Below are 19,646 nucleotides of genomic sequence, written 5' to 3'. Positions count from 1 at the left end.
AAGAAGCAGCAGCTCACCGGGGCCCGTGCCCGGGTGTATCTCGTGCTCGACCGGTCCGGGTCCTCAAGCGCCGGCGGGGCTGAAATGTGCGGCTCGGCCGCACATTTCAGCCCGTCCGGCGTGAACGACATGCGGCCGAAGGTCGCATCCGGGGTCCGGGGCGGAGCCCTGGTTCGGGAAGGGGCGGGGTTGGGGACAGCCCCGCCGCAGACCCTCGCGTCCCGCATCATGGATGCCATGCCCGAAGGAGACACCGTCTGGCAGACCGCACAGCGCCTGCACACCGCCCTGGCAGGGCAGACCCTCACCCGGTCCGATCTGCGCGTTCCGCGCTTCGCCACCGCCGATCTCACCGGGCGGACCGTCCTGGACGTCACCCCGCGCGGCAAGCATCTGCTCACCCGTATCGAGGGCGGCCTCACCCTCCACTCGCATCTGCGCATGGAGGGCTCCTGGCAGGTGTACGGCACCGGCGAGCGCTGGCGCGGCGGCCCCACGCACCAGATCCGCGCGATCCTCGGCAATGTCGCCCACACCGCCGTCGGCTACCGGCTGCCCGTCCTGGAACTGCTCCGTACAGCCGACGAGAGCCAGGCGGTCGGCCATCTCGGCCCGGACCTGCTGGGTCCCGACTGGGACGCGGACATCGCTGTGGCCAATCTCCTCGCGGACCCCGCCCGCCCGCTCGGCGAGGCCCTGCTCGACCAGCGCAATCTCGCCGGCATCGGCAATGTCTACAAATCGGAGCTGGCCTTTCTGGCCCGGGTGACTCCGTGGCTTCCGGTCGGTGAGCTCCCCGCCGATACCCCCGCGCGCCTCGTCGCCACCGCCCACCGCCTCCTGGAAGCGAACAAGGACAGCTTCGACCGGCAGACGACAGCCACCACCCGCGGCGCCGGCCACCGTCCCCGTCTGCATGTCTACGGCCGCGAGGGCCAGCCCTGTCTGCGCTGCGGCACCGCGATCCGCAAGGCGGACCAGGGCGACGGCAGCCGCGAACGCCCCACGTACTGGTGCCCGGGCTGCCAGTCCGGACCCATTCCCTGATCCCACACACTGGTTCACGACTAGTTGACGGACCGTCAGATCCAGTCGTACCGTCCCGGCATGCCCCTCACGGCGTACGACCTCACCGGCCGCACCGCTCTCATCACCGGCGCCGCCGGCGGCATAGGCCGCGCCAGTGCCGTCCTGCTCGCCGAGGCGGGCGCCACCGTGCACTGCGCCGACATCGACGAGAAGGGCCTCGACGAGACCCGGTCCCTGATCTCGGACGCGGGCGGCACGGCGCACACCCACCTCCTCGACGTCAGCGACCGCGCCCAGCTGAAGGCCGCGATCGAGCACATCGCGAGTACCGGTCGACTGGACATCCTGGCCGCCGTCGCCGGAATCATGCACAGCAGCACGGTCCTTGAGACGAGGGACGAAGACCTGGACCGCGTGCTCGCGGTCAATTTCAAGGGGATTCTGTACGCCTGCCAGGAGTCGGCCCGCGTGATGATCGCGGCGGGCACACCCGGTTCCATCGTCACCATGGCCTCCGGCGCCGTGGATGCCGCGAGTGCGGGTCTGCTCTGCTACAGCGTGGCCAAGGCAGCGGTGGTCCAGCTGACCAAGACCCTCGCGACAGAGCTCGGCCGGCACTCCATCCGGGTCAACGCCGTAGCCCCCGGCTGGGTCCGCACCCCGATGACCGACCGCCATGACGCGACGCTGCAGCACCAGGCCGAGGCTGCGATGGTCCGGCTGTCCCCGTTGCGCCGCGTCGGCGAGCCCGAGGACATCGCCCATACGGTGCTTCATCTGGCCTCGGACGCGTCCAGTTTCACGACGGGCCAGATCCTCCGCCCGAACGGCGGCGTCGCGATGCCCTGGTGACCCCGGCCCCGCCCACCCTGATCCCGGCCCCGCGGGACGCCGTCACATGCACGGGCAGCAGGCTCAGGCCCCATCCGCCCACTGCCACCGCGCCCTCCACAAGACCCGCCTGCTCCGGCACGATCACCAGCCGCAGCACGGCCCACCACCACAGCCCGCCCGCCACCAGCCCGAGGGCGACCACCGGCACGAGGGCGACCCCGCGTACTGCCATGGCTGCCTCCTCCGGACCACGCTAGACCGGCGCAATCACCCACTGGGAGGGCGCACCGGAGGCCAACCCGGCGCACAGGGCGGCGCCGATCGCCTCACCCCAGACTGCGCCGGGAAACCGCAGCCCGCAGTCCGCAGCCCAGCCCGCGAGCCGGCCCTACGCGCTCTCCGCCTGGAACATCCACGCGTGCTTCTCCAGGTCCGCCGTCAGCCCGATCAGCACATCCTGGCTCACCGGATCCGGATCCGCGGTCACCTCGATCCGCTCCCGCATCCGTGCGATCACCGCTCCCAGGGCGTCCACCAGCGTCCGCACGGCGTCCCCGTCCTTGATCCAACCCTCCGGCACCGCGCCGATCGCGCTCTGCTTCGCCACCGTCGCGGCCCGCCCGTCCGGCGTCACCCCCATCGCCGAAGCCCGCTCGGCCACCGTGTCGGAGTGCTGGCGCGCGGTGTCCACCACCTCGTCGAGCTGTAGATGTACGGACCTGAAGCGCGGGCCCACGACATTCCAGTGGACCTGCTTCGCCACCAGGGCGAGATCCACGAGATCCACGAGCGCGCCTCGCAGCGCATCGCCGACCGTCTTGAGGTCCGCCTCCGACAGAGAGCTCTTCACGACAGACATCCGTGTCCTCCACTCGGTTCGCAGCTCATCGCAACTACCTGCCCACGATTACACAGCCGTCACAAATCGGGCATCCGGGGCATCGAGCGCATCCGGGGAAAGCGAAAACCCCGACCGGCACTCGAGTACCAATCGGGGCTCAGCTGCAAACCAAGCCGTACGGATCAGGCGGCGACTACGTCGACCGCCTCCGCAGGCGCCTTGATGGTCACCCGCTCCGTCGGCACACCCGCCACCGACGTCACGGAGACGGAATTGAGCATCGGGCGTACTGGCGCAGGCACCGGCTCAGTGGCCGCTGCCGACTCGGCCAGTTCGGCCAGCGACAGCTCGTCGCTCACTTCACGCATGAGCTCGGACATCCGTACGTCAAGCGCGTCGCAGATCGCGGAGAGCAGCTCGGAGGAAGCCTCCTTCTGCCCCCGCTCCACCTCGGAGAGATAGCCGAGCGATACTCGGGCGGACGAGGAGACTTCGCGCAGAGTACGGCCCTGGCGCTGGCGCTGCCGACGCAGCACGTCACCCAGCAGGCGACGGAGCAGAATCATCGGTGGCTCCCTCCTCGGACCGCGTAGCCGCATCCTTCACGCCCCACCGTACCGCCTCGTGCGGCGGCCGTGCGGGGAGCGATGTCGTGTTCACTCAGGGCTGCAAACATCAAGTCCCCCCGTTCTGTTCCGTATCCTGTGTCCGCGCATTTTCGTGCAGTTCGCCGGAGAGCAGTTCGAGCACGCTCCGTACACTTTCTCTACGGATTTCCACCCGGCCACCGTTCAACCGCAGAGCGGCCACCTTCCCGGTGCCATCGGGTCCCGCGACCGCCACATAGACCGTCCCGACGGGCTGTCCGTCCTGCGGTTCGGGGCCCGCCACACCCGTGGTCGAGATACCCCAGGAGGCGCCGAGCGTCTTCCGCACACCGGCCGCCATCTGCCGCGCAACCTCGGGATCCACCGCGCCGCGCTCCGCCAGGAGGGTCTCGTCGACACCGAGAAGATCCCTCTTCAGAGGGGTTGCGTACGCCGTTACGGAGCCGCGGAAGGCCTTCGAGGCTCCGGGTACGGCAGTGAGCTCGGCGGCCACCAGACCGCCGGTGAGCGACTCGGCGACGGCCAGCGTCTCGCCACGCTCCGCAAGGAGAGCAAGCACCCGAGCCGCGGTCGTCACCGCGCGTCCCCCGCCGTGGCCCGCTCCGCCGCCAGTCCCCTACGCCTCAGCACAATCGCCTGTCGCACGTAGTCGAGGCCGGTGACCACCGTCAGCACGACGGCCACGGCCATCACCCAGAAGCGCAGAGTGGCCAGCGCCCCGGTCAGCGCGAGCACGTACATGCCGACCGCCGTGCCCTGCGCGAGGGTCTTTATCTTGCCACCACGACTGGCGGGAATTACTCCATGCCGGATCACCCAGAACCGCATCAGCGTGATCCCGAGCTCCCGGAAGAGAATCACTCCGGTCACCCACCACGGCAGATCGCCGAGCGCCGACAGGCAGATGAGCCCGGCGGCCATGATCGCCTTGTCGGCGATCGGGTCGGCGATCTTCCCGAAGTCGGTGACGAGGTTGTACGTACGCGCGAGGTGGCCGTCGAAGATGTCGGTGATCATGGCGACGGCGAACGCCGCCCACGCCCAGGCGCGCCAGGCCGGGTCGTACCCGCCGTCCTGAAGCATCAGCACGACGAAGGCGGGCACGAGCACCAGCCGCACCATGGTGAGGATGTTCGCGATGTTCCAGAGGCTGGCCTGATTGACGGCCGCAGCGCCCAGCTTGCCGCCGGGCGTCGGCCTACCGGTGCCGCCCCCCGCGGATGCCGGCACTCCGGTCATCTGCCTGCCTCCTCGGGAAGACATTCGGCCACCAGGTCGACGCCTTCCGTATCCACTGCCTTTGCCACGACGACACGGCCGGGCACGAGGCCCTCGCCCGTGGTGAAGACCACCTGACCGTCCGTCTCGGGCGCCTGGTGCGCCGCGCGGCCCACCGCACCGTCCTCGCCGTCCACCGACTCGACGAGCACTTCGAGCGTCTCGCCGAGACGCTCCTCGGCACGCTGCGAGGTCAGCTCCTCCGCGAGCCGCGACAGATGGCCGAGACGCTCGGCGATGACGTCGGCGTCCAGCTTGTTGTCGTACGACACCGCCTCGGTGCCGTCCTCGTCGGAGTAGCCGAAGACGCCGATGGCATCCAGGCGCGCTCCGGTGAGGAAGCGTTCCAGCTCGGCGAAGTCCGCTTCGCTCTCGCCGGGGAAGCCGACGATGAAGTTGGACCGCACACCGGCCTGCGGGGCCTTGGCGCGGATGGTCGCCAGCAGTTCCAGGAAGCGCTCGGTGTCGCCGAAGCGCCGCATCGCGCGCAGCACACCCGGCGCCGAGTGCTGGAAGGACAGGTCGAAGTAGGGAGCGATCTTCGGCGTCGAGGTGAGGACGTCGATCAGCCCCGGCCGCATCTCGGCGGGCTGCAGATAGCTCACCCGCACCCGCTCGATGCCGTCGACGTCGGCCAGCTCGGGCAGCAGGGTCTCGAGCAGGCGAATGTCGCCGAGGTCCTTGCCGTACGAGGTGTTGTTCTCGGAGACGAGCATGACCTCCTTGACGCCCTGCTCGGCCAGCCAGCGCGTCTCGCCCAGCACGTCGGAGGGGCGGCGCGAGATGAACGAGCCGCGGAAGGACGGGATGGCGCAGAACGAGCAGCGCCGGTCGCAGCCTGATGCCAGCTTCACCGAGGCGACGGGACTGGTATCGAGCCGGCGGCGCAGCGGGGCGCGCGGTCCGGAGGCGGGAGCGACGCCTTCCGGAAGGTCTTCGGGGCCCAGCGTTTCGGGAGCCTGTGCGTGCCCGGGCAGCGCCACATCGGACGCCTCCTGGCGCTCGACAGGGCTCAGCGGCAGCAGCTTGCGCCGGTCGCGCGGGGTGTGCGAGGCGTGGATGCCGCCGTTGAGGATCGTCTGCAGGCGGTCGGAGATGTCGGCGTAGTCGTCGAAGCCGAGCACTCCGTCGGCCTCGGGCAGCGCCTCGGCCAGCTCCTTGCCGTACCGCTCGGCCATGCAGCCGACGGCGACCACGGCCTGGGTCCTGCCGTGGTCCTTGAGATCGTTGGCTTCGAGAAGGGCGTCGACTGAGTCCTTCTTGGCGGCTTCGACGAATCCGCAGGTGTTGACGACTGCGACATCCGCGTCGGAGGCTTCCTCGACGAGCTCCCAGCCGTCCGCTGCCAAGCGGCCTGCGAGCTCCTCCGAGTCCACCTCGTTACGGGCGCAGCCAAGAGTGACAAGGGCGACGGTACGGCGTTCGGGCATGGGCTCAAGACTACTTTGTCCTGACCCACGCCCCGGCCCCCAGGGTTCTGGGCCCTCCGCACGCCTTCCGGCTAGCCGACCTCGGGGTCGCCCTTGGTGTACGACAGCCGCTCGACCTGGCCCGTCTCGAACTGGTCCTCGACCTTCTTGCCGTTCACATACAGCTCGATCGCCCCGGCGTTCCCGAGGATCAGATCGACTCGCTCGTCGTCCTGGAAGGTCTTGGACTCGCCCTTGAGCAGGGTTCCGTCGAAGAGCAGCTTGCCGTTGTGCGACTTGGCGGAGATCCAGCTCTTGTCGTCAAGGACGGAGAGCTTCACGGTCACCTTGTCCTTCGGCACCGCCGCGATGGCGCTGTCGGAGGGGTCGGGCTTGGGATTGGTGGGCTTGGTCGTGGCGGGCTTCGTCGGGGTCGGCTTCTGCTGGGGCGCCGGCCCCTCGGCCACATGGTTGTCCTTGTTGCCGTCGTCGCCGTTGAAGAGCGTGAAGCCGACGAAGCCGATCACGGCGACGATCGCGGCGACCATGGCGGCGGTCCAGTTGGGACGGCCGCGTTCGGGGCGGATGCGTTCTGCCTCGAAGAGCGGCGCGGCAGGTGTGGGGGCGGGACGTCCGCCGTGGTCCGCGTCGTACTGCGCGACGACCGGATCGGGATCGAGCGCGACGGCACGCGCGATGGTGCGGATGTGCCCGCGCGCGTAGACGTCGCCGCCGCAGCGGGAGAAGTCGTCCTGCTCGATCGCATGCACGATCGGGATGCGCACCCGGGTGGAGGAGCTGACCTCGTCAACGGTCAGACCTGCGGCGATGCGGGCTTGCTGGAGCGCACGTCCGATCGAAGGCCGGTCGTCTTCAGGTGAGGGGTCAACTGAAGGCCGGTCGTCTTCGGGGGAGTTGCCGATGGACACGGGGGCGCCTTTCGAGCGTGTAGCCACCTGCTGGAGGTTCAGTCTATGGGTGGTACGAAAGGGTGGGGCAACCGGGAGGAGGGACTTTGTACGCCATCAGAATGGCCAGGCATCCCGATGGTGGGACATCTGTCTGTCCCTCCCTCCAACTTGACGTACGACCAAGGGAAACGGTTGCCCTCGGAACCGTTACGAGTGAGACTCCCCGCGGATCACGGCGAGCACTCCATCCAGCTCATCCGGTTTCACCAGCACATCGCGCGCCTTGGAGCCCTCGCTCGGACCGACGATATTCCGGGACTCCATCAGATCCATGAGTCTGCCCGCCTTCGCGAATCCCACACGCAGCTTCCGCTGGAGCATCGAAGTCGACCCGAACTGAGTGGATACCACCAGCTCAGCGGCCTGGCACAGCAGATCGAGGTCGTCGCCGATGTCCTCGTCGATCTCCTTCTTCTGCTTGGTGCCGACCACGACGTCCTCGCGGAAGACGGGCGCCATCTGATCCTTGCAGTGCTGGACGACTGCCGCGACTTCGTCCTCGGTGACGAAGGCACCCTGCATACGCGTCGGCTTGTTGGCGCCCATCGGCAGGAAGAGACCGTCGCCCTTGCCGATCAGCTTCTCCGCACCCGGCTGGTCGAGGATGACCCGGCTGTCGGCGAGCGACGAGGTCGCGAACGCGAGCCGCGAGGGCACATTCGCCTTGATCAGACCGGTGACGACATCGACCGAGGGCCGCTGCGTGGCCAGGACCAGATGGATGCCGGCGGCGCGCGCCAGCTGTGTGATGCGGACGATGGCGTCCTCGACGTCGCGCGGCGCGACCATCATCAGGTCGGCGAGCTCGTCCACGATCACCAGCAGATACGGATAGGGGGTGAGCTCGCGCTCGCTGCCCTCGGGCGGCTTGACCTTGCCGTTCCTGATGGCCTGGTTGAAGTCGTCGATATGGCGGTAGCCGTACGCGGCGAGGTCGTCGTAGCGCAGATCCATCTCGCGTACGACCCACTGCAGCGCCTCGGCGGCCCGCTTGGGGTTGGTGATGATCGGCGTGATCAGGTGCGGGATGCCCTCGTACGCGTTGAGCTCGACCCGCTTGGGGTCGACGAGCACCATGCGTACGTCCTCCGGAGTCGCCCGCACCATCACCGAGGTGATCAGGCAGTTGATGCAGGAGGACTTTCCGGAGCCGGTCGCGCCGGCGACCAGGACGTGCGGCATCTTGGCGAGGTTGGCCATCTCGTAGCCGCCCTCGACGTTCTTGCCGAGCGCGACCAGCATGGGGTGGTCGTCCTCCGCCGCGTCCGCGAGACGCAGCACATCGCCGAGTTTGACCATCTCGCGGTCGGAGTTCGGGATCTCGATGCCGACCGCGGACTTGCCGGGGATCGGGGAGATGATCCGCACGTCGGGGCTGGCGACGGCGTACGCGATGTTCTTGGTGAGCGCGGTGATCCGCTCGACCTTCACGGCCGGGCCGAGCTCCACCTCGTACCGCGTGACCGTCGGACCGCGGGTGAAGCCGGTGACGGCCGCGTCGACCTTGAACTCCATGAAGACATTGCTGAGCGAGGCGACGACCGCGTCGTTGGCGGCGCTGCGCGTCTTGCCGGGGCCGCCGCGCTCCAGAAGGTCCAGGGAGGGCAGGGCGTAGGTGATGTCGCCGGAGAGCTGAAGCTGCTCGGCGCGCGGCGGCAGGGGCTGGGACTCCTCGGGCGCGGGCTTGGTCAGATCCGGTACGGACCCCTTCGCCCTGCTCTCCTTCGGCTCGGGCTCGCGCGCGCCCGGCACCGGGGTCGCGGCCCGCTGCCGCTCGGCGGTGACGTCCCGCGTGAGGTCCGCGACCAGCGGCGAGGGCGGCATGCCGTTGAGCACAGCACCGTCGAGTGCGGCGGCGGCCGCCGCTGCCACGTCCACGGCGTCCATCGGCCGGTCCATGGCGGGCTGCACGGAGGGCCTGCGAGGCCGCCTGCGCCTGGACAGCGCTTCCTGCTCGGCATGGTCCGGGTCGTACTCCGCGGGGGCTTCGCTACGGCGCGCAGCCGACCGTCGCGCGCGCCCGGGCACGGCCTGGCGCCAATGCTCGTCGTAACGCTCGTCGTCGGTGGCCTCGCCGTCCGCCCCCGGCTCGTACGCCGCATCGACGATGCCCAGCTTGGATCCGAGCAGCCGCAGCCGCTGCGGAATGGCGTTGACGGGGGTCGCGGTGACGACGAGCAGCCCGAAGACCGTGAGCAGCACGAGCAGCGGTACGGCGAGCACCTCGCCCATGGTGAAGATCAGCGGCTTGGACGCGGCCCAGCCGATCAGCCCGCCGGCGTCCTGCATCGCCTCGGTGCCGTCCCCACGGCCCGGTGAGCCACAGGCCATATGGACCTGGCCGAGCACGCCCACGACGAGGGCGGACAGGCCGATCACAATCCGACCGTTGGCCTCGGGCTTCTCGGGATAGAGGATCAGCCGTACGGCAATGGCGGCCAGCAGTATCGGCACGAGCAGATCCAGCCGGCCGAAGGCTCCGGTCACCAGCATCTCGACGAGATCACCGACCGGGCCGCTCAGATTCGACCAGGTGCCCGCGGCGACGATCAGCCCAAGGGCGAGGAGCAGCAGCGCGAGGCCGTCCTTGCGGTGCGCGGGGTCGAGGCCCTTGGCGCCTCGCCCTATGCCGCGGAACATCGCACCCACGGCGTGGGCGAGCCCGAGCCACAGGGCGCGCGCAAGGCGGTACACGCCCCCGGTGGGGGACGGTGCGGGCTTCGGCGCGGCCTTCTTGGCCGCAGCCTTCTTGGCGGGCGCTTTCTTCGTGGGCGCGGTCTTCTTCGCGGCGGCTTTCCTGGCGGGCGCCGCCTTCTTCGCGGCACCGGTCGTACGGCCGGCGCGCGGCTTCGCGGTGCCCGCCGTGCCCTGGGAACCCTTGCCGGACGTACGTGAGGCCATGATGGTGAGGTTACCGGTGTCGACCGCAGTGGACACGTGTGCCTACTGCTTCACCCGTTCGTGTCGTCGCTCAGAGGCGGTGGCTGACGGTCCCTCAAGCTCCGGACGCCCGTTCAGTTCTGCGAAGGCAGCCGCGGCGTACCACCGCCGGCGCCGGGCTCCAGCGCGTCGAGCGCCCGGCGCAAACCAGTGAGTTTGCGCTCGAGATGGGCCGCGGTGGCGACGGCGGCGGCGTCCGCCGCGTCGTCGTCGAGCTGTTTGGACAGCGCCTCGGCCTGTTCCTCAACTGCCGCGAGCCGTGCGGAAAGCTCGGCGAGCAGCCCCGCGGGCTCCTTGCTGTCCCCCGCCGGTTGTCCGCCGCCCTCCAGCTGAAGGCGCAGCAGCGCGGCCTGCTCACGCAGTTGGCAGTTCTTCATGTACAGCTCGACGAAGACCGAGACCTTGGCGCGCAGCACCCACGGGTCGAACGGCTTGGAGATGTAGTCGACCGCGCCCGCGGCGTAACCCCGGAAGGTGTGGTGCGGGCCGTGATTGATCGCGGTGAGGAAGATGATCGGGATGTCCCGGGTCCGTTCCCGCCGCTTGATGTGCGCGGCCGTCTCGAATCCGTCCATGCCGGGCATCTGGACGTCCAGCAGAATGACCGCGAAGTCGTCCGTCAGCAGCGCCTTGAGCGCTTCCTCCCCTGACGATGCCCGCACCAGTGTCTGATCGAGCGCAGAGAGGATCGCCTCCAGCGCGAGCAGATTCTCCGGCCGGTCATCGACCAGGAGGATCTTGGCCTTCTGCACCATGGCCCGTCCTCCTCGCCCCGGAAGTGCACCGGGCGCCGCCCCAGGGGACGACTCCCTTGCGTCGCCCGCCCTTGTGCCGGTCATGGTAGCCGCACCCCGCCTGTCGCCACACCCTGTCACCGCGATGTCACTGTGCACGTAGCAGAAACGTAGCGGGAGACCAGAAGGTTCCCCGAATACCGCCGCCTCACACGCCTTCGGCCACAGTCAGTCAGCAACTCGCGGGGATCCGGGCGGGCATCGCTCACTCCCCGCGCATCCATTGCTCCATCACGGAGAGCAAATGGTCCGGATCAACCGGCTTGGTGACATAGTCGGAAGCACCGGACTCGATGGCCTTCTCACGGTCGCCCTTCATGGCCTTCGCGGTCAGCGCGATGATCGGCAGACCGGCGAACTGCGGCATCCTCCGGATCGCCGTCGTCGTCGCGTACCCGTCCATTTCCGGCATCATGATGTCCATCAGTACGACCGTCACATCGTCGTGCTGTTCCAGGACTTCGATGCCTTCACGGCCGTTCTCCGCGTACAGCACCGACAGGCCGTGCTGCTCCAGCACGCTGGTGAGCGCGAAGACATTGCGGATGTCGTCGTCGACGATGAGCACCTTCTCGCTGTCGAAGGCGAAGGTGCGCCTCGCCTCCGGCACCTCCTGGCTGCCGTTCGCCCCGGCCCACTGCTCCGGGCCTCCCGGCGCCGTGCCCTGGCGGCCGGGCAGCGCGTGCCGCTGTTCCATGGAGCCGAGCGCCTTCCGCCGGCGCCGGAAGAGGGCAGCCGGACCCGCGTGGGCGTCCATGTGCCCGGACGGCTCGTGGTGCCCCTGCGGGATCAGGTCCTCCACACCGTCGTCGGCCATGCCGCCCTGCATGTCGGCCGCGCCGGGGGCGAGCTGCGGGTAGCCCTGCGGCGGCAGTTCGCTCGGGTGAAGGGGCAGATAGAGGGTGAACGTCGAGCCGCGGCCCGGTTCGCTGGCCGCATGGATCTCGCCGCCGAGCAGCCGCGCGATCTCCCGGCTGATCGACAGACCCAGGCCCGTACCGCCGTACTTCCGGCTGGTCGTGCCGTCGGCCTGCTTGAACGCCTCGAAGATCACCCGCATCTTGCCCGCCGCGATCCCGATCCCGGTGTCCGTGACGGAGAAGGCGATCAGATCGCCGTCCGCGTCCCGCAGCGAGCCCGCCTCGAGCAGCTGCTCACGGATCGACTGCGGCACATCGGCGCTCGCCGGCCGGATCACCAGCTCCACCGCGCCGCTGTCGGTGAACTTCACCGCGTTGGACAGGAGGTTGCGCAGCACCTGAAGCAGCCGCTGCTCGTCGGTGTGCAGCGTCGCGGGCAGCTCCGGCGAGACCCGTACGGAGAAGTCGAGACCCTTCTCCGCGGTCAGCGGCCGGAACGTCGCCTCCACGTAGTCGACGAGCTGCACCAGAGCGATACGGGTCGGGCTGACGTCCATCTTGCCCGCCTCGACCTTCGACAGATCGAGGATGTCGTTGATCAGCTGCAGCAGATCGGAGCCCGCACCGTGGATCGTCTCGGCGAACTCCACCTGCTTCGGCGAGAGGTTGCCCTCCGCGTTGTCAGCAAGCAACTTGGCCAGGATCAGCAGGGAGTTCAGCGGCGTACGCAGCTCGTGCGACATGTTCGCCAGGAACTCCGACTTGTAGCGCATCGAGACCGCGAGCTGCTCGGCCCGCTCCTCGAGCACCTGCCTGGCCTCTTCGATCTCGGTGTTCTTCACCTCGATGTCGCGGTTCTGCTGCGCCAGCAGCTCGGCCTTCTCCTCCAGCTCGGCATTGGAGGCCTGCAGCGCCTTCTGCCGGTTCTCCAGCTCGGCCGAGCGCTCACGCAGCTGCTCGGTCAGCTCCTGCGACTGCTTGAGCAGCACCTCGGTCTTGGTATTGACGCTGATGGTGTTGACGCTCGTCGCGATCATCTCGGCGATCTGGTTCAGGAAGTCCCGCTGGATCTGGTTGAAGGGCTGGAACGACGCCAGCTCGATCACACCGAGGACCTTCCCCTCGAAGAGCACCGGCAGCACGATCACATACGCCGGTGATGCCTCCCCGAGCCCCGAGGAGATCTTCAGATAGCCCGGCGGCACATTGACCTGGATGGTCCGCTTCTCTTCGGCCGCGGTGCCGATCAGCGTCTCGCCGGGACGGAACGACGTCGGCATCAGACCTGCGGAGTAGCCGTAACTGCCGCGCATGCACAGCTCGTACGACAGCTCCCCGCCCCCCGGCACATCCGCGCCGACGCCCGTCGGCATCGCCAGGAAGAACGCGCCGTGCTGCGCCGACACGACCGGCGTGAGCTCGCTCATGATCAGTGAGGCCACGTCGTCGAGGTCGCGGCGGCCCTGCATCAGACCGGAGATACGGGCCAGGTTGCCCTTGAGCCAGTCCTGTTCCTCGTTGGCGAGGGTGGTGTCGCGCAGGTTCGCGATCATCGTGTTGATGTTGTCCTGCAGGACCTGGATCTCGCCGGCCGCGTCCACGTCGATCTTGAGGTTCAGATCGCCGCGGGTCACCGCGGTCGCGACGGCCGCGATCGCGCGCACCTGGCGGGTCAGGTTCCCGGCCATCTCGTTCACCGACTCGGTGAGGTCGCGCCAGGTGCCGTCGACGTCCCGGACCCGGGCCTGACCGCCCAACTGCCCGTCCGTGCCCACCTCTCGGGCCACTCGGGTGACCTCTCCGGCGAACGAGGACAGCTGGTCGACCATCGTGTTGATGGTGGTCTTCAACTCCAGGATCTCGCCCCGGGCGTCGATGTCGATCTTCCGGGTGAGATCGCCCTTGGCGATGGCGGTGGTGACCGTGGCGATCTGGCGCACCTGCCCGGTCAGGTTGGACGCCATCGAGTTCACGGACTCGGTGAGGTCTTTCCACGTACCGGAGACGCCCGGCACATGGGCCTGGCCGCCCAGTTCGCCCTCGGTGCCCACCTCGCGGGCCACTCGGGTCACCTCGTCGGCGAACGACGACAGCGTCGTCACCATCGTGTTGACGGTCTCGGCCAGCTCGGCGACCTCGCCGCGTGCCTCGACCGTCACCTTCTTCGTCAGATCACCGTTGGCGACCGCCGCGGAGACGCGGGCGATGTTACGCACCTGATTGGTGAGGTTGTTGGCCATCAGGTTGACGTTGTCGCTGAGGTCCTTCCAGATGCCGGTGACGCCACGCACCCGCGCCTGACCGCCCAGGACACCTTCCGTACCCACCTCACGGGCGACCCTGGTCACCTCGTCGGCGAAGTCCAGCAGCTGGTCCACCATCGTGTTGACCGTCGTCACCAGTTCGAGGATCTCGCCCTTGGCATCGACGGTGATCTTCTTCGACAGGTCGCCCTTGGCGACCGCCGTGGTCACCTCGGCGATATTGCGCACCTGCGAAGTCAGGTTGTTCGCCATGAAGTTGACGGACTGGGTGAGGTCCTTCCAGGTGCCGGAGACGCCCTGCACCTCGGCCTGGCCGCCCAGGATGCCCTCGGTGCCCACCTCGCGCGCCACCCGGGTGACCTGCTCGGCGAAGTTGGAGAGCTGGTCCACCATCGTGTTGAGGGTGTTCTTCAGCTCCAGGATCTCGCCGCGTGCGTCCACGTCGATCTTCTGCGACAGGTCGCCCCGGGCCACCGCGGTGGCGACCTGGGCGATGTTACGGACCTGACCGGTGAGGTTCTCGGCCATGCCGTTCACGGAGTCGGTCAGATCGCGCCAGACACCGGCGACGCCGGGCACCTGCGCCTGACCGCCGAGCCGGCCGTCCGTACCCACCTCGCGGGCCACCCGCGTCACCTGCTCGGCGAAGGCGGAGAGCTGGTCCACCATCGTGTTGATGGTGTTCTTCAGCTCCAGGATCTCGCCGCGCGCGTCCACGTCGATCTTCTGTGACAGATCACCCCGGGCCACCGCTGTCGTCACCTGAGCGATCTGGCGCACCTGCGAGGTCAGGTTCCCCGCCATGAAGTTGACGGAGTCCGTCAGTTCCTTCCACGTACCGCTGACACCGTCGACGCGCGCCTGGCCGCCGAGACGGCCCTCCGTGCCCACGTCCCGCGCCATCCGCGTGACCTGGTCGGCGAACGAGGACAGCTGCGCCACCATCGTGTTGACGGTGTTCTTGAGCTCGAGCATCTCGCCCGCGACGTTGACTGTGACCTTCTGCGACAGGTCGCCGTTGGCCACCGCCGTCGTCACCTGGGCGATGTCCCGCACCTGTCCGGTGAGGTTGCGGAACGCGGTGTTCACCGAGTCCGTGAGGTCCTTCCAGGTGCCTGCCGCACCCGGCACCCCGGCCTGCCCGCCCAGGCGGCCCTCGACGCCGACCTCCCGCGCCACTCGCGTCACTTCGGAACCGAAGGCCGAGAGCTGGTCCACCATCGTGTTGACGGTGTTCTTCAACTCCAGCATCTCGCCCGCGACATCGACTGTGACCTTCTGCGAAAGATCACCGTTCGCGACCGCCGTCGTCACCTGGGCGATGTCCCGCACCTGGGTGGTCAGATTGCGGAAGACGGTGTTCACCGAGTCGGTGAGGTCCTTCCAGGTCCCGGCGGCTCCCGGCACCTGCGCCTGCCCGCCGAGCAGACCCTCGGCCCCGACCTCGCTCGCCACCCGGGTGACCTCGTCCGCGAACGTACGCAGCGTCTCGGTCATCTGGTTGATGGTCTCGGCGAGCTGGGCCACCTCGCCGCGCGCGCTCACCGTGACCTTCTGCGACAGATCGCCGTTGGCGACAGCCGTCGTGACCTCGGCGATGCCGCGCACCTGCGAGGTCAGGTTGCCGGCCATGGTGTTCACCGAATCGGTGAGGTCTTTCCACACACCCGCCACACCGGGCACGGTCGCCTGACCGCCGAGCTCGCCCTCCGTGCCCACCTCCCGGGCAACCCGGGTCACCTCGGAGGAGAAGGAGGACAGCTGGTCGACCATCGTGTTGACGGTGTTCTTCAGCTGAAGCATCTCGCCGGCCACATGGACGGTGACCTTCCGGGACAGATCGCCCTTGGCCACGGCCGTGGTGACGAGAGCAATGTCACGCACCTGAGCGGTCAGCCGGTACGCCATGGTATTCACCGAATCCGTGAGGTCTTTCCACGAACCGGACATACCGCGCACCTGTGCCTGGCCGCCGAGCTTGCCCTCGGTACCGACCTCCAGCGCCACCCGCGTCACCTCGTCGGTGAACGCCGACAGCTGGTCGACCAGGTTGTTGACGGTACGGGCGACCTTCAGGAATTCGCCGCGCAGCGGCCGTACGGACCCGTCCGTGCCGTCAGGGGCGTGCGAGCGCAGCTCCATGCGCTGCTCCAGGTCGCCCTCTGCGACCGCCGAGAGCACCCGCCCCACCTCGGACACCGGCCGCGCCAGATCGTCCACCAGCGCGTTCGAGGCGTCGATGGCGGCCGCCCAGGAGCCCTCGCAGGCCCCCGTCTCCAGCCGCTCAGTCAGCTTCCCCTCGCGCCCGACCATCCTGCGTACGCGCGCGAGCTCACCCGTGAGGTGCAGATTACGGTCGGCGACCTCATTGAAGACGGCGGCGATCTCGGCCATCACGCCGTCGCCCGACACCGTCAGGCGCCGGCGGAAGTTCCCGTCCCGCATCGACACCAGAGCCGCCAGCAGCCTGTTCAGGGCCGCCGAATCGACTTCGGTTGTCCCATTGTGCCGGGACCGTCCGCCTTTTGCGCGCGTGTTGTTGCCACGCGCCGCCACGCCAGACTCCACCGTGTCCCTCCCGCAGGGGTTGACCGTACTGCCCGGGCTTTCTCCAGAAGCCTGCCCAGTGTTTCACCATGGCCGAACCCGGCCATAACAGTTCGGCAGCTTCGCATAGCGTCCCCGCCCCCGGTGGGCGGAAACAGCCCCGACCGGCATCCGCTCGGACAGCGAAGGTAAGTAACCTGGCATCCGGCTGTCCAGCCGCCCCGGTCCGCCCGGCGGGGGCGGTGTGGAACGAGTACTACGACCGGGCACCGGGAGGGGCAGGCCGCATCATGGCAGAGCCGGGTGTCGAGACGCGTACGAGGAGTGCTGTGATCACCGCGCGGGCGGCTGCCAGCTTCGACCCTGTCGGGCGGTCCGTCGCGACTGCCCGCGCCTTTGTGCGCGACACCCTCCAGGGATGGGGGTACTCCGACGTCGTCGACGACGCGGTCGTCCTCACCAGCGAGCTCGTCACCAACGCCGTCGTGCACGCGGGCACCTCCGCAGACGTCCTGTGTCTGCGTACGGACGAGGGCGTACGAGTCGAAGTCGGCGACCGCTATCCGGAACGGGAGATCCCGCTCCAGGGCAGCGGCCGGGTCATCGTCAGCCCCGACCGCGAGAACGGCCGCGGTCTGCTCCTGTGCGCCGCCATGGCCTCCCGCTGGGGCGTCGAATACACCCCCACCCACAAACAGGTGTGGTTCCAACTCGACCTCCCCCAGCGCCCGGTGGGCGCCCGCTCCGCCGGACCGGTGCTGCCTGTCGCCCTCCTCCCGGTCGCCGACGAACGCGTACGCGTCGCCGTCACCCAGATCGACCGCTCCGGTTCGATCGTCGTCTGGAACGAAGACGCGGAGCACCTCTTCGGCTACGCAGCCGACCAGGTAATCGGCAAACCCCTCACCGACTTCGCCGCCTGGCCGCACACACCGGGCATCGGCACCGGCATCGCCGATGCGCTCCAACTGTCCCGCTGGGAAGGCAGTTACGGCATCCGCGGCAACGACGGCCGCGTCGTCCCCGTCTACGCATCGCACCTTCGTGTACGGGACACCAACGGCGAGCCCTCCACCGTCTGCCTTCTCGTACGTGACGACGAACGCGCCATTCTGCAGACCCCGCAGCGCGTTCCCGTGACCGAAACCGGGGCCGACAGCCGCACCACCGACCCCTTCGAGATCTTCATCGGCTCCCCCCCGCCCGACGACCTCGACGGTCTCCTCCAGCGCACCGTCGAGCGCGCCCGCGACATGCTCGACGGCGACGCCGCCTTCCTGCTGCTCGCCACCGACGACGAGACCGAGCTGGAAGTACGGGCCACCACCGGACTGCCCTCCGCCCGCCAGCGGTTCGCCCGCGTGCCGGTCGAAGCAGGCACCGGACGCTACGGCTCTGCCCGCATGCCCGCCGTCCACGAGGACCTCACAGCCGTCCCCGGCGCCGTCCCGCTCCTCAACTCCACCGGCATGCGCTCGGTCGTCACCGTCCCGCTCAAGGTCGAGGGCCGCCTCACCGGCTCCCTCGGCGTCGCCGCCGAGTCCGCGGGCCGCTACTCCAACGAGGAGGCCCTGCGCCTCCAGTTCGCCGCCGACCGCATCGCCCTGGCCGTCGAATCGGCCCGCCTCGGTGAACTGGAACGACTGCGACGCGGCTCCCTCTCCTTCCTCGTCGAGGCCTCCGACCTGCTCGCCGGAACGCTCGACCGCGACCAGACCCTGGCCCTGATGGCCCAGATGACGGTCCCAACGCTCGCCACCTGGTGCGCCGTCTACACGATCGCCGACCAGGCGTCGGAGCCGTACCTCAGCTACGTACTCCACGAGGACGAGGAGAGGATCGACGGCCTCAAGGCCCTGCTCTCCAGGATCGATCCGCCCGACCCGGTGACCACCCCAGGCGCCCGTGTGTGGACCGCACCGGCCGACGCCGCCCATCGCGCGGCCCTGCGCACCTCCAGGCGCGAACTCGGCCTCGGCTCAACACCGCCGGTCTCCTCCGGCATCGGCGCCACCCTCGCCACGGCCGCAGCGGTCGGCGGCGAGACGGTCGTTCTGCCGCTCGTCGCCCGTAACCGCGTCATCGGCATGCTGACCCTCGGCAAACCCTCGGACGACCACTTCCGCCAGGAGATCCTGGAACTCGCCGAAGACCTGTCCCGGCGAGCGGCGCTCGCCCTCGACAACGCCCGTCTGTACTCCGAGCGTGTGGCCATCAGCCAGTCCCTCCAGCGCAGCCTCCTGCCGCCGGAACTCCCCCATGTCCCGGGCGTGGAGGTCGAAGTCATCTACCGCGCAGCCGGCGAAGGCAACGAAGTCGGCGGCGACTTCTACGACCTCTTCCCGATCCGCGACGGCGCATACGGCTTCGCCATCGGCGACGTCTGCGGTACGGGCCCCGAGGCCGCGGCCGTCACCGGCCTCGCCCGGCACGCGCTGCGCCTGCTCGCCCGCGAGGGCTTCGGCGGTCCTGCGGTCCTGGAGCGCCTCAACGCAGCGATCCTCGACGAGGGAGCCCGGAGCCGCTTCCTCACCCTTCTCTATGGCGAGTTGTGGCCACAGGAGGACGGCAGCGCGATCCTCAAGGTCGTCTGCGCCGGCCACCCGCTCCCGCTGCGCCTGCGCCAGGACGGCAGCGTCGAACCGGCAGCAGAACCCCAGCCCCTCCTCGGCGTCATGGACGACCTGGAGTTGTACGAGCAGATGGTGACCCTGGACCCGGGCGACGTCCTGCTCTGCGTCACCGACGGCGTCACCGAACGCCGCGAGGGCACCCGCATGCTGGGCGACGACGGCCTGATCGACGTCCTCACCGGGTGCACGGGCCTCACCGCGGGCGCGGTCGCCTCCCGCGTCCTGCGCGCGGTCGAACGCTTCGCCGCCGAGCCCGCCTCCGACGACATGGCGATCCTGGCGATGCGTGTCCCGGAGCCCCACAGGTCCTGAACACGCCGAAGGCCCCCGCCGCTTGGCGAGGGCCTTCGTCTGTACGAGCCCCAATACGGAATCGAACCGTAGACCTTCTCCTTACCATGGAGACGCTCTACCGACTGAGCTATTGGGGCATGCTGCGCTGTGACAACAAGGTAGATCATACCCCGAGCAGACGGACGCTTTGAACCATCCCCTCCGGTCCACGTACTCCGGATCCACGCGGAGGCCGGCGTCAGCACCCTGAACGCAAAAATGCCTCAACCCCCGGACAGAGTCCGGGGGTTGAGGCTAAAAATTGTTCGGCGGCGTCCTACTCTCCCACAGGGTCCCCCCTGCAG

The 19,646-nt window shown here is 68.9% G+C and carries 13 protein-coding genes and 1 tRNA gene; 3 read left to right on the top strand and 11 right to left on the bottom strand.

From position 1 onward, the window contains the following. Positions 1-237 precede the first annotated feature (237 nt). Both ABZS64_RS36980 and ABZS64_RS36975 read left to right on the top strand, forming a co-directional pair. The gene (locus ABZS64_RS36980) at positions 238-1,047 is read left to right on the top strand and encodes a DNA-formamidopyrimidine glycosylase family protein (RefSeq protein WP_355839239.1); all 810 of its coding nucleotides are present in this window, start codon (positions 238-240) and stop codon (positions 1,045-1,047) included. Between the two features lie 60 nt (positions 1,048-1,107). Next, positions 1,108-1,881, top strand: a complete 774-nt coding sequence (locus ABZS64_RS36975; RefSeq protein WP_355839237.1) for an SDR family NAD(P)-dependent oxidoreductase — start codon at positions 1,108-1,110, stop codon at positions 1,879-1,881. Here the strand turns inward: ABZS64_RS36975 and ABZS64_RS36970 are convergent. The 10 genes from ABZS64_RS36970 to ABZS64_RS36925 form a co-directional block, all read right to left on the bottom strand. Continuing rightward, positions 1,829-2,095, bottom strand: coding sequence for a hypothetical protein (locus ABZS64_RS36970; RefSeq protein ID WP_355839235.1), 267 nt, complete (start codon positions 2,093-2,095; stop codon positions 1,829-1,831). The genes ABZS64_RS36975 and ABZS64_RS36970 overlap by 53 nt on opposite strands. 156 nt (positions 2,096-2,251) lie before the next feature. Next, positions 2,252-2,722: a DNA starvation/stationary phase protection protein gene (locus ABZS64_RS36965; protein ID WP_355839233.1), complete on the bottom strand. Its 471-nt coding sequence runs from the start codon at positions 2,720-2,722 to the stop codon at positions 2,252-2,254. A 164-nt stretch (positions 2,723-2,886) separates the two neighbouring features. Then, a complete protein-coding gene (locus ABZS64_RS36960) occupies positions 2,887-3,270 on the bottom strand; it encodes a helix-turn-helix transcriptional regulator (RefSeq protein ID WP_355839231.1) in 384 nt (127 codons plus the stop codon). Positions 3,271-3,379: 109 nt separating this feature from the next. Further along, the gene (locus tag ABZS64_RS36955) at positions 3,380-3,889 is read right to left on the bottom strand and encodes a CinA family protein (RefSeq protein WP_355839229.1); all 510 of its coding nucleotides are present in this window, start codon (positions 3,887-3,889) and stop codon (positions 3,380-3,382) included. Beyond that, a complete protein-coding gene (gene pgsA / locus ABZS64_RS36950) occupies positions 3,886-4,551 on the bottom strand; it encodes a CDP-diacylglycerol--glycerol-3-phosphate 3-phosphatidyltransferase (RefSeq protein ID WP_355839227.1) in 666 nt (221 codons plus the stop codon). The genes ABZS64_RS36955 and pgsA overlap by 4 nt, the downstream gene beginning before the upstream one ends. Beyond that, on the bottom strand, positions 4,548-6,020 hold the full coding sequence (gene rimO / locus ABZS64_RS36945; protein WP_355839225.1) for a 30S ribosomal protein S12 methylthiotransferase RimO: 1,473 nt from the start codon (positions 6,018-6,020) through the stop codon (positions 4,548-4,550). Before rimO ends, pgsA begins: the two co-directional genes overlap by 4 nt. A gap of 71 nt (positions 6,021-6,091) precedes the next feature. Continuing rightward, positions 6,092-6,928: a helix-turn-helix domain-containing protein gene (locus ABZS64_RS36940; protein ID WP_355839223.1), complete on the bottom strand. Its 837-nt coding sequence runs from the start codon at positions 6,926-6,928 to the stop codon at positions 6,092-6,094. Positions 6,929-7,117: 189 nt separating this feature from the next. Next, entirely contained in the window at positions 7,118-9,871 is a 2,754-nt protein-coding gene (locus tag ABZS64_RS36935; protein WP_355839221.1) for a DNA translocase FtsK, read from the bottom strand. Positions 9,872-9,984: 113 nt separating this feature from the next. Further along, the gene (locus ABZS64_RS36930; RefSeq protein WP_355839219.1) at positions 9,985-10,665 is read right to left on the bottom strand and encodes a response regulator; all 681 of its coding nucleotides are present in this window, start codon (positions 10,663-10,665) and stop codon (positions 9,985-9,987) included. 244 nt (positions 10,666-10,909) lie between these two features. Continuing rightward, the gene (locus ABZS64_RS36925) at positions 10,910-16,396 is read right to left on the bottom strand and encodes a HAMP domain-containing protein (protein WP_355839217.1); all 5,487 of its coding nucleotides are present in this window, start codon (positions 16,394-16,396) and stop codon (positions 10,910-10,912) included. A 269-nt stretch (positions 16,397-16,665) separates the two neighbouring features. On the opposite strand from ABZS64_RS36925, the gene ABZS64_RS36920 reads away from it, so the two are divergent. After that, positions 16,666-19,320: a SpoIIE family protein phosphatase gene (locus ABZS64_RS36920; RefSeq protein ID WP_355839215.1), complete on the top strand. Its 2,655-nt coding sequence runs from the start codon at positions 16,666-16,668 to the stop codon at positions 19,318-19,320. Positions 19,321-19,366: 46 nt separating this feature from the next. Here ABZS64_RS36920 and ABZS64_RS36915 read toward each other — a convergent pair. Continuing rightward, positions 19,367-19,439 (bottom strand) — tRNA-Thr (locus ABZS64_RS36915). Positions 19,440-19,646: the final 207 nt, after the last annotated feature.

Origin of the sequence: Streptomyces sp. NPDC005408, from assembly GCF_040606445.1 — a bacterium.
GTDB lineage: Bacteria > Actinomycetota > Actinomycetes > Streptomycetales > Streptomycetaceae > Streptomyces.
The sequence above is the reverse complement of the archived record's forward strand: the minus strand, read 5'-3'. Positions and strand labels throughout refer to the sequence as shown.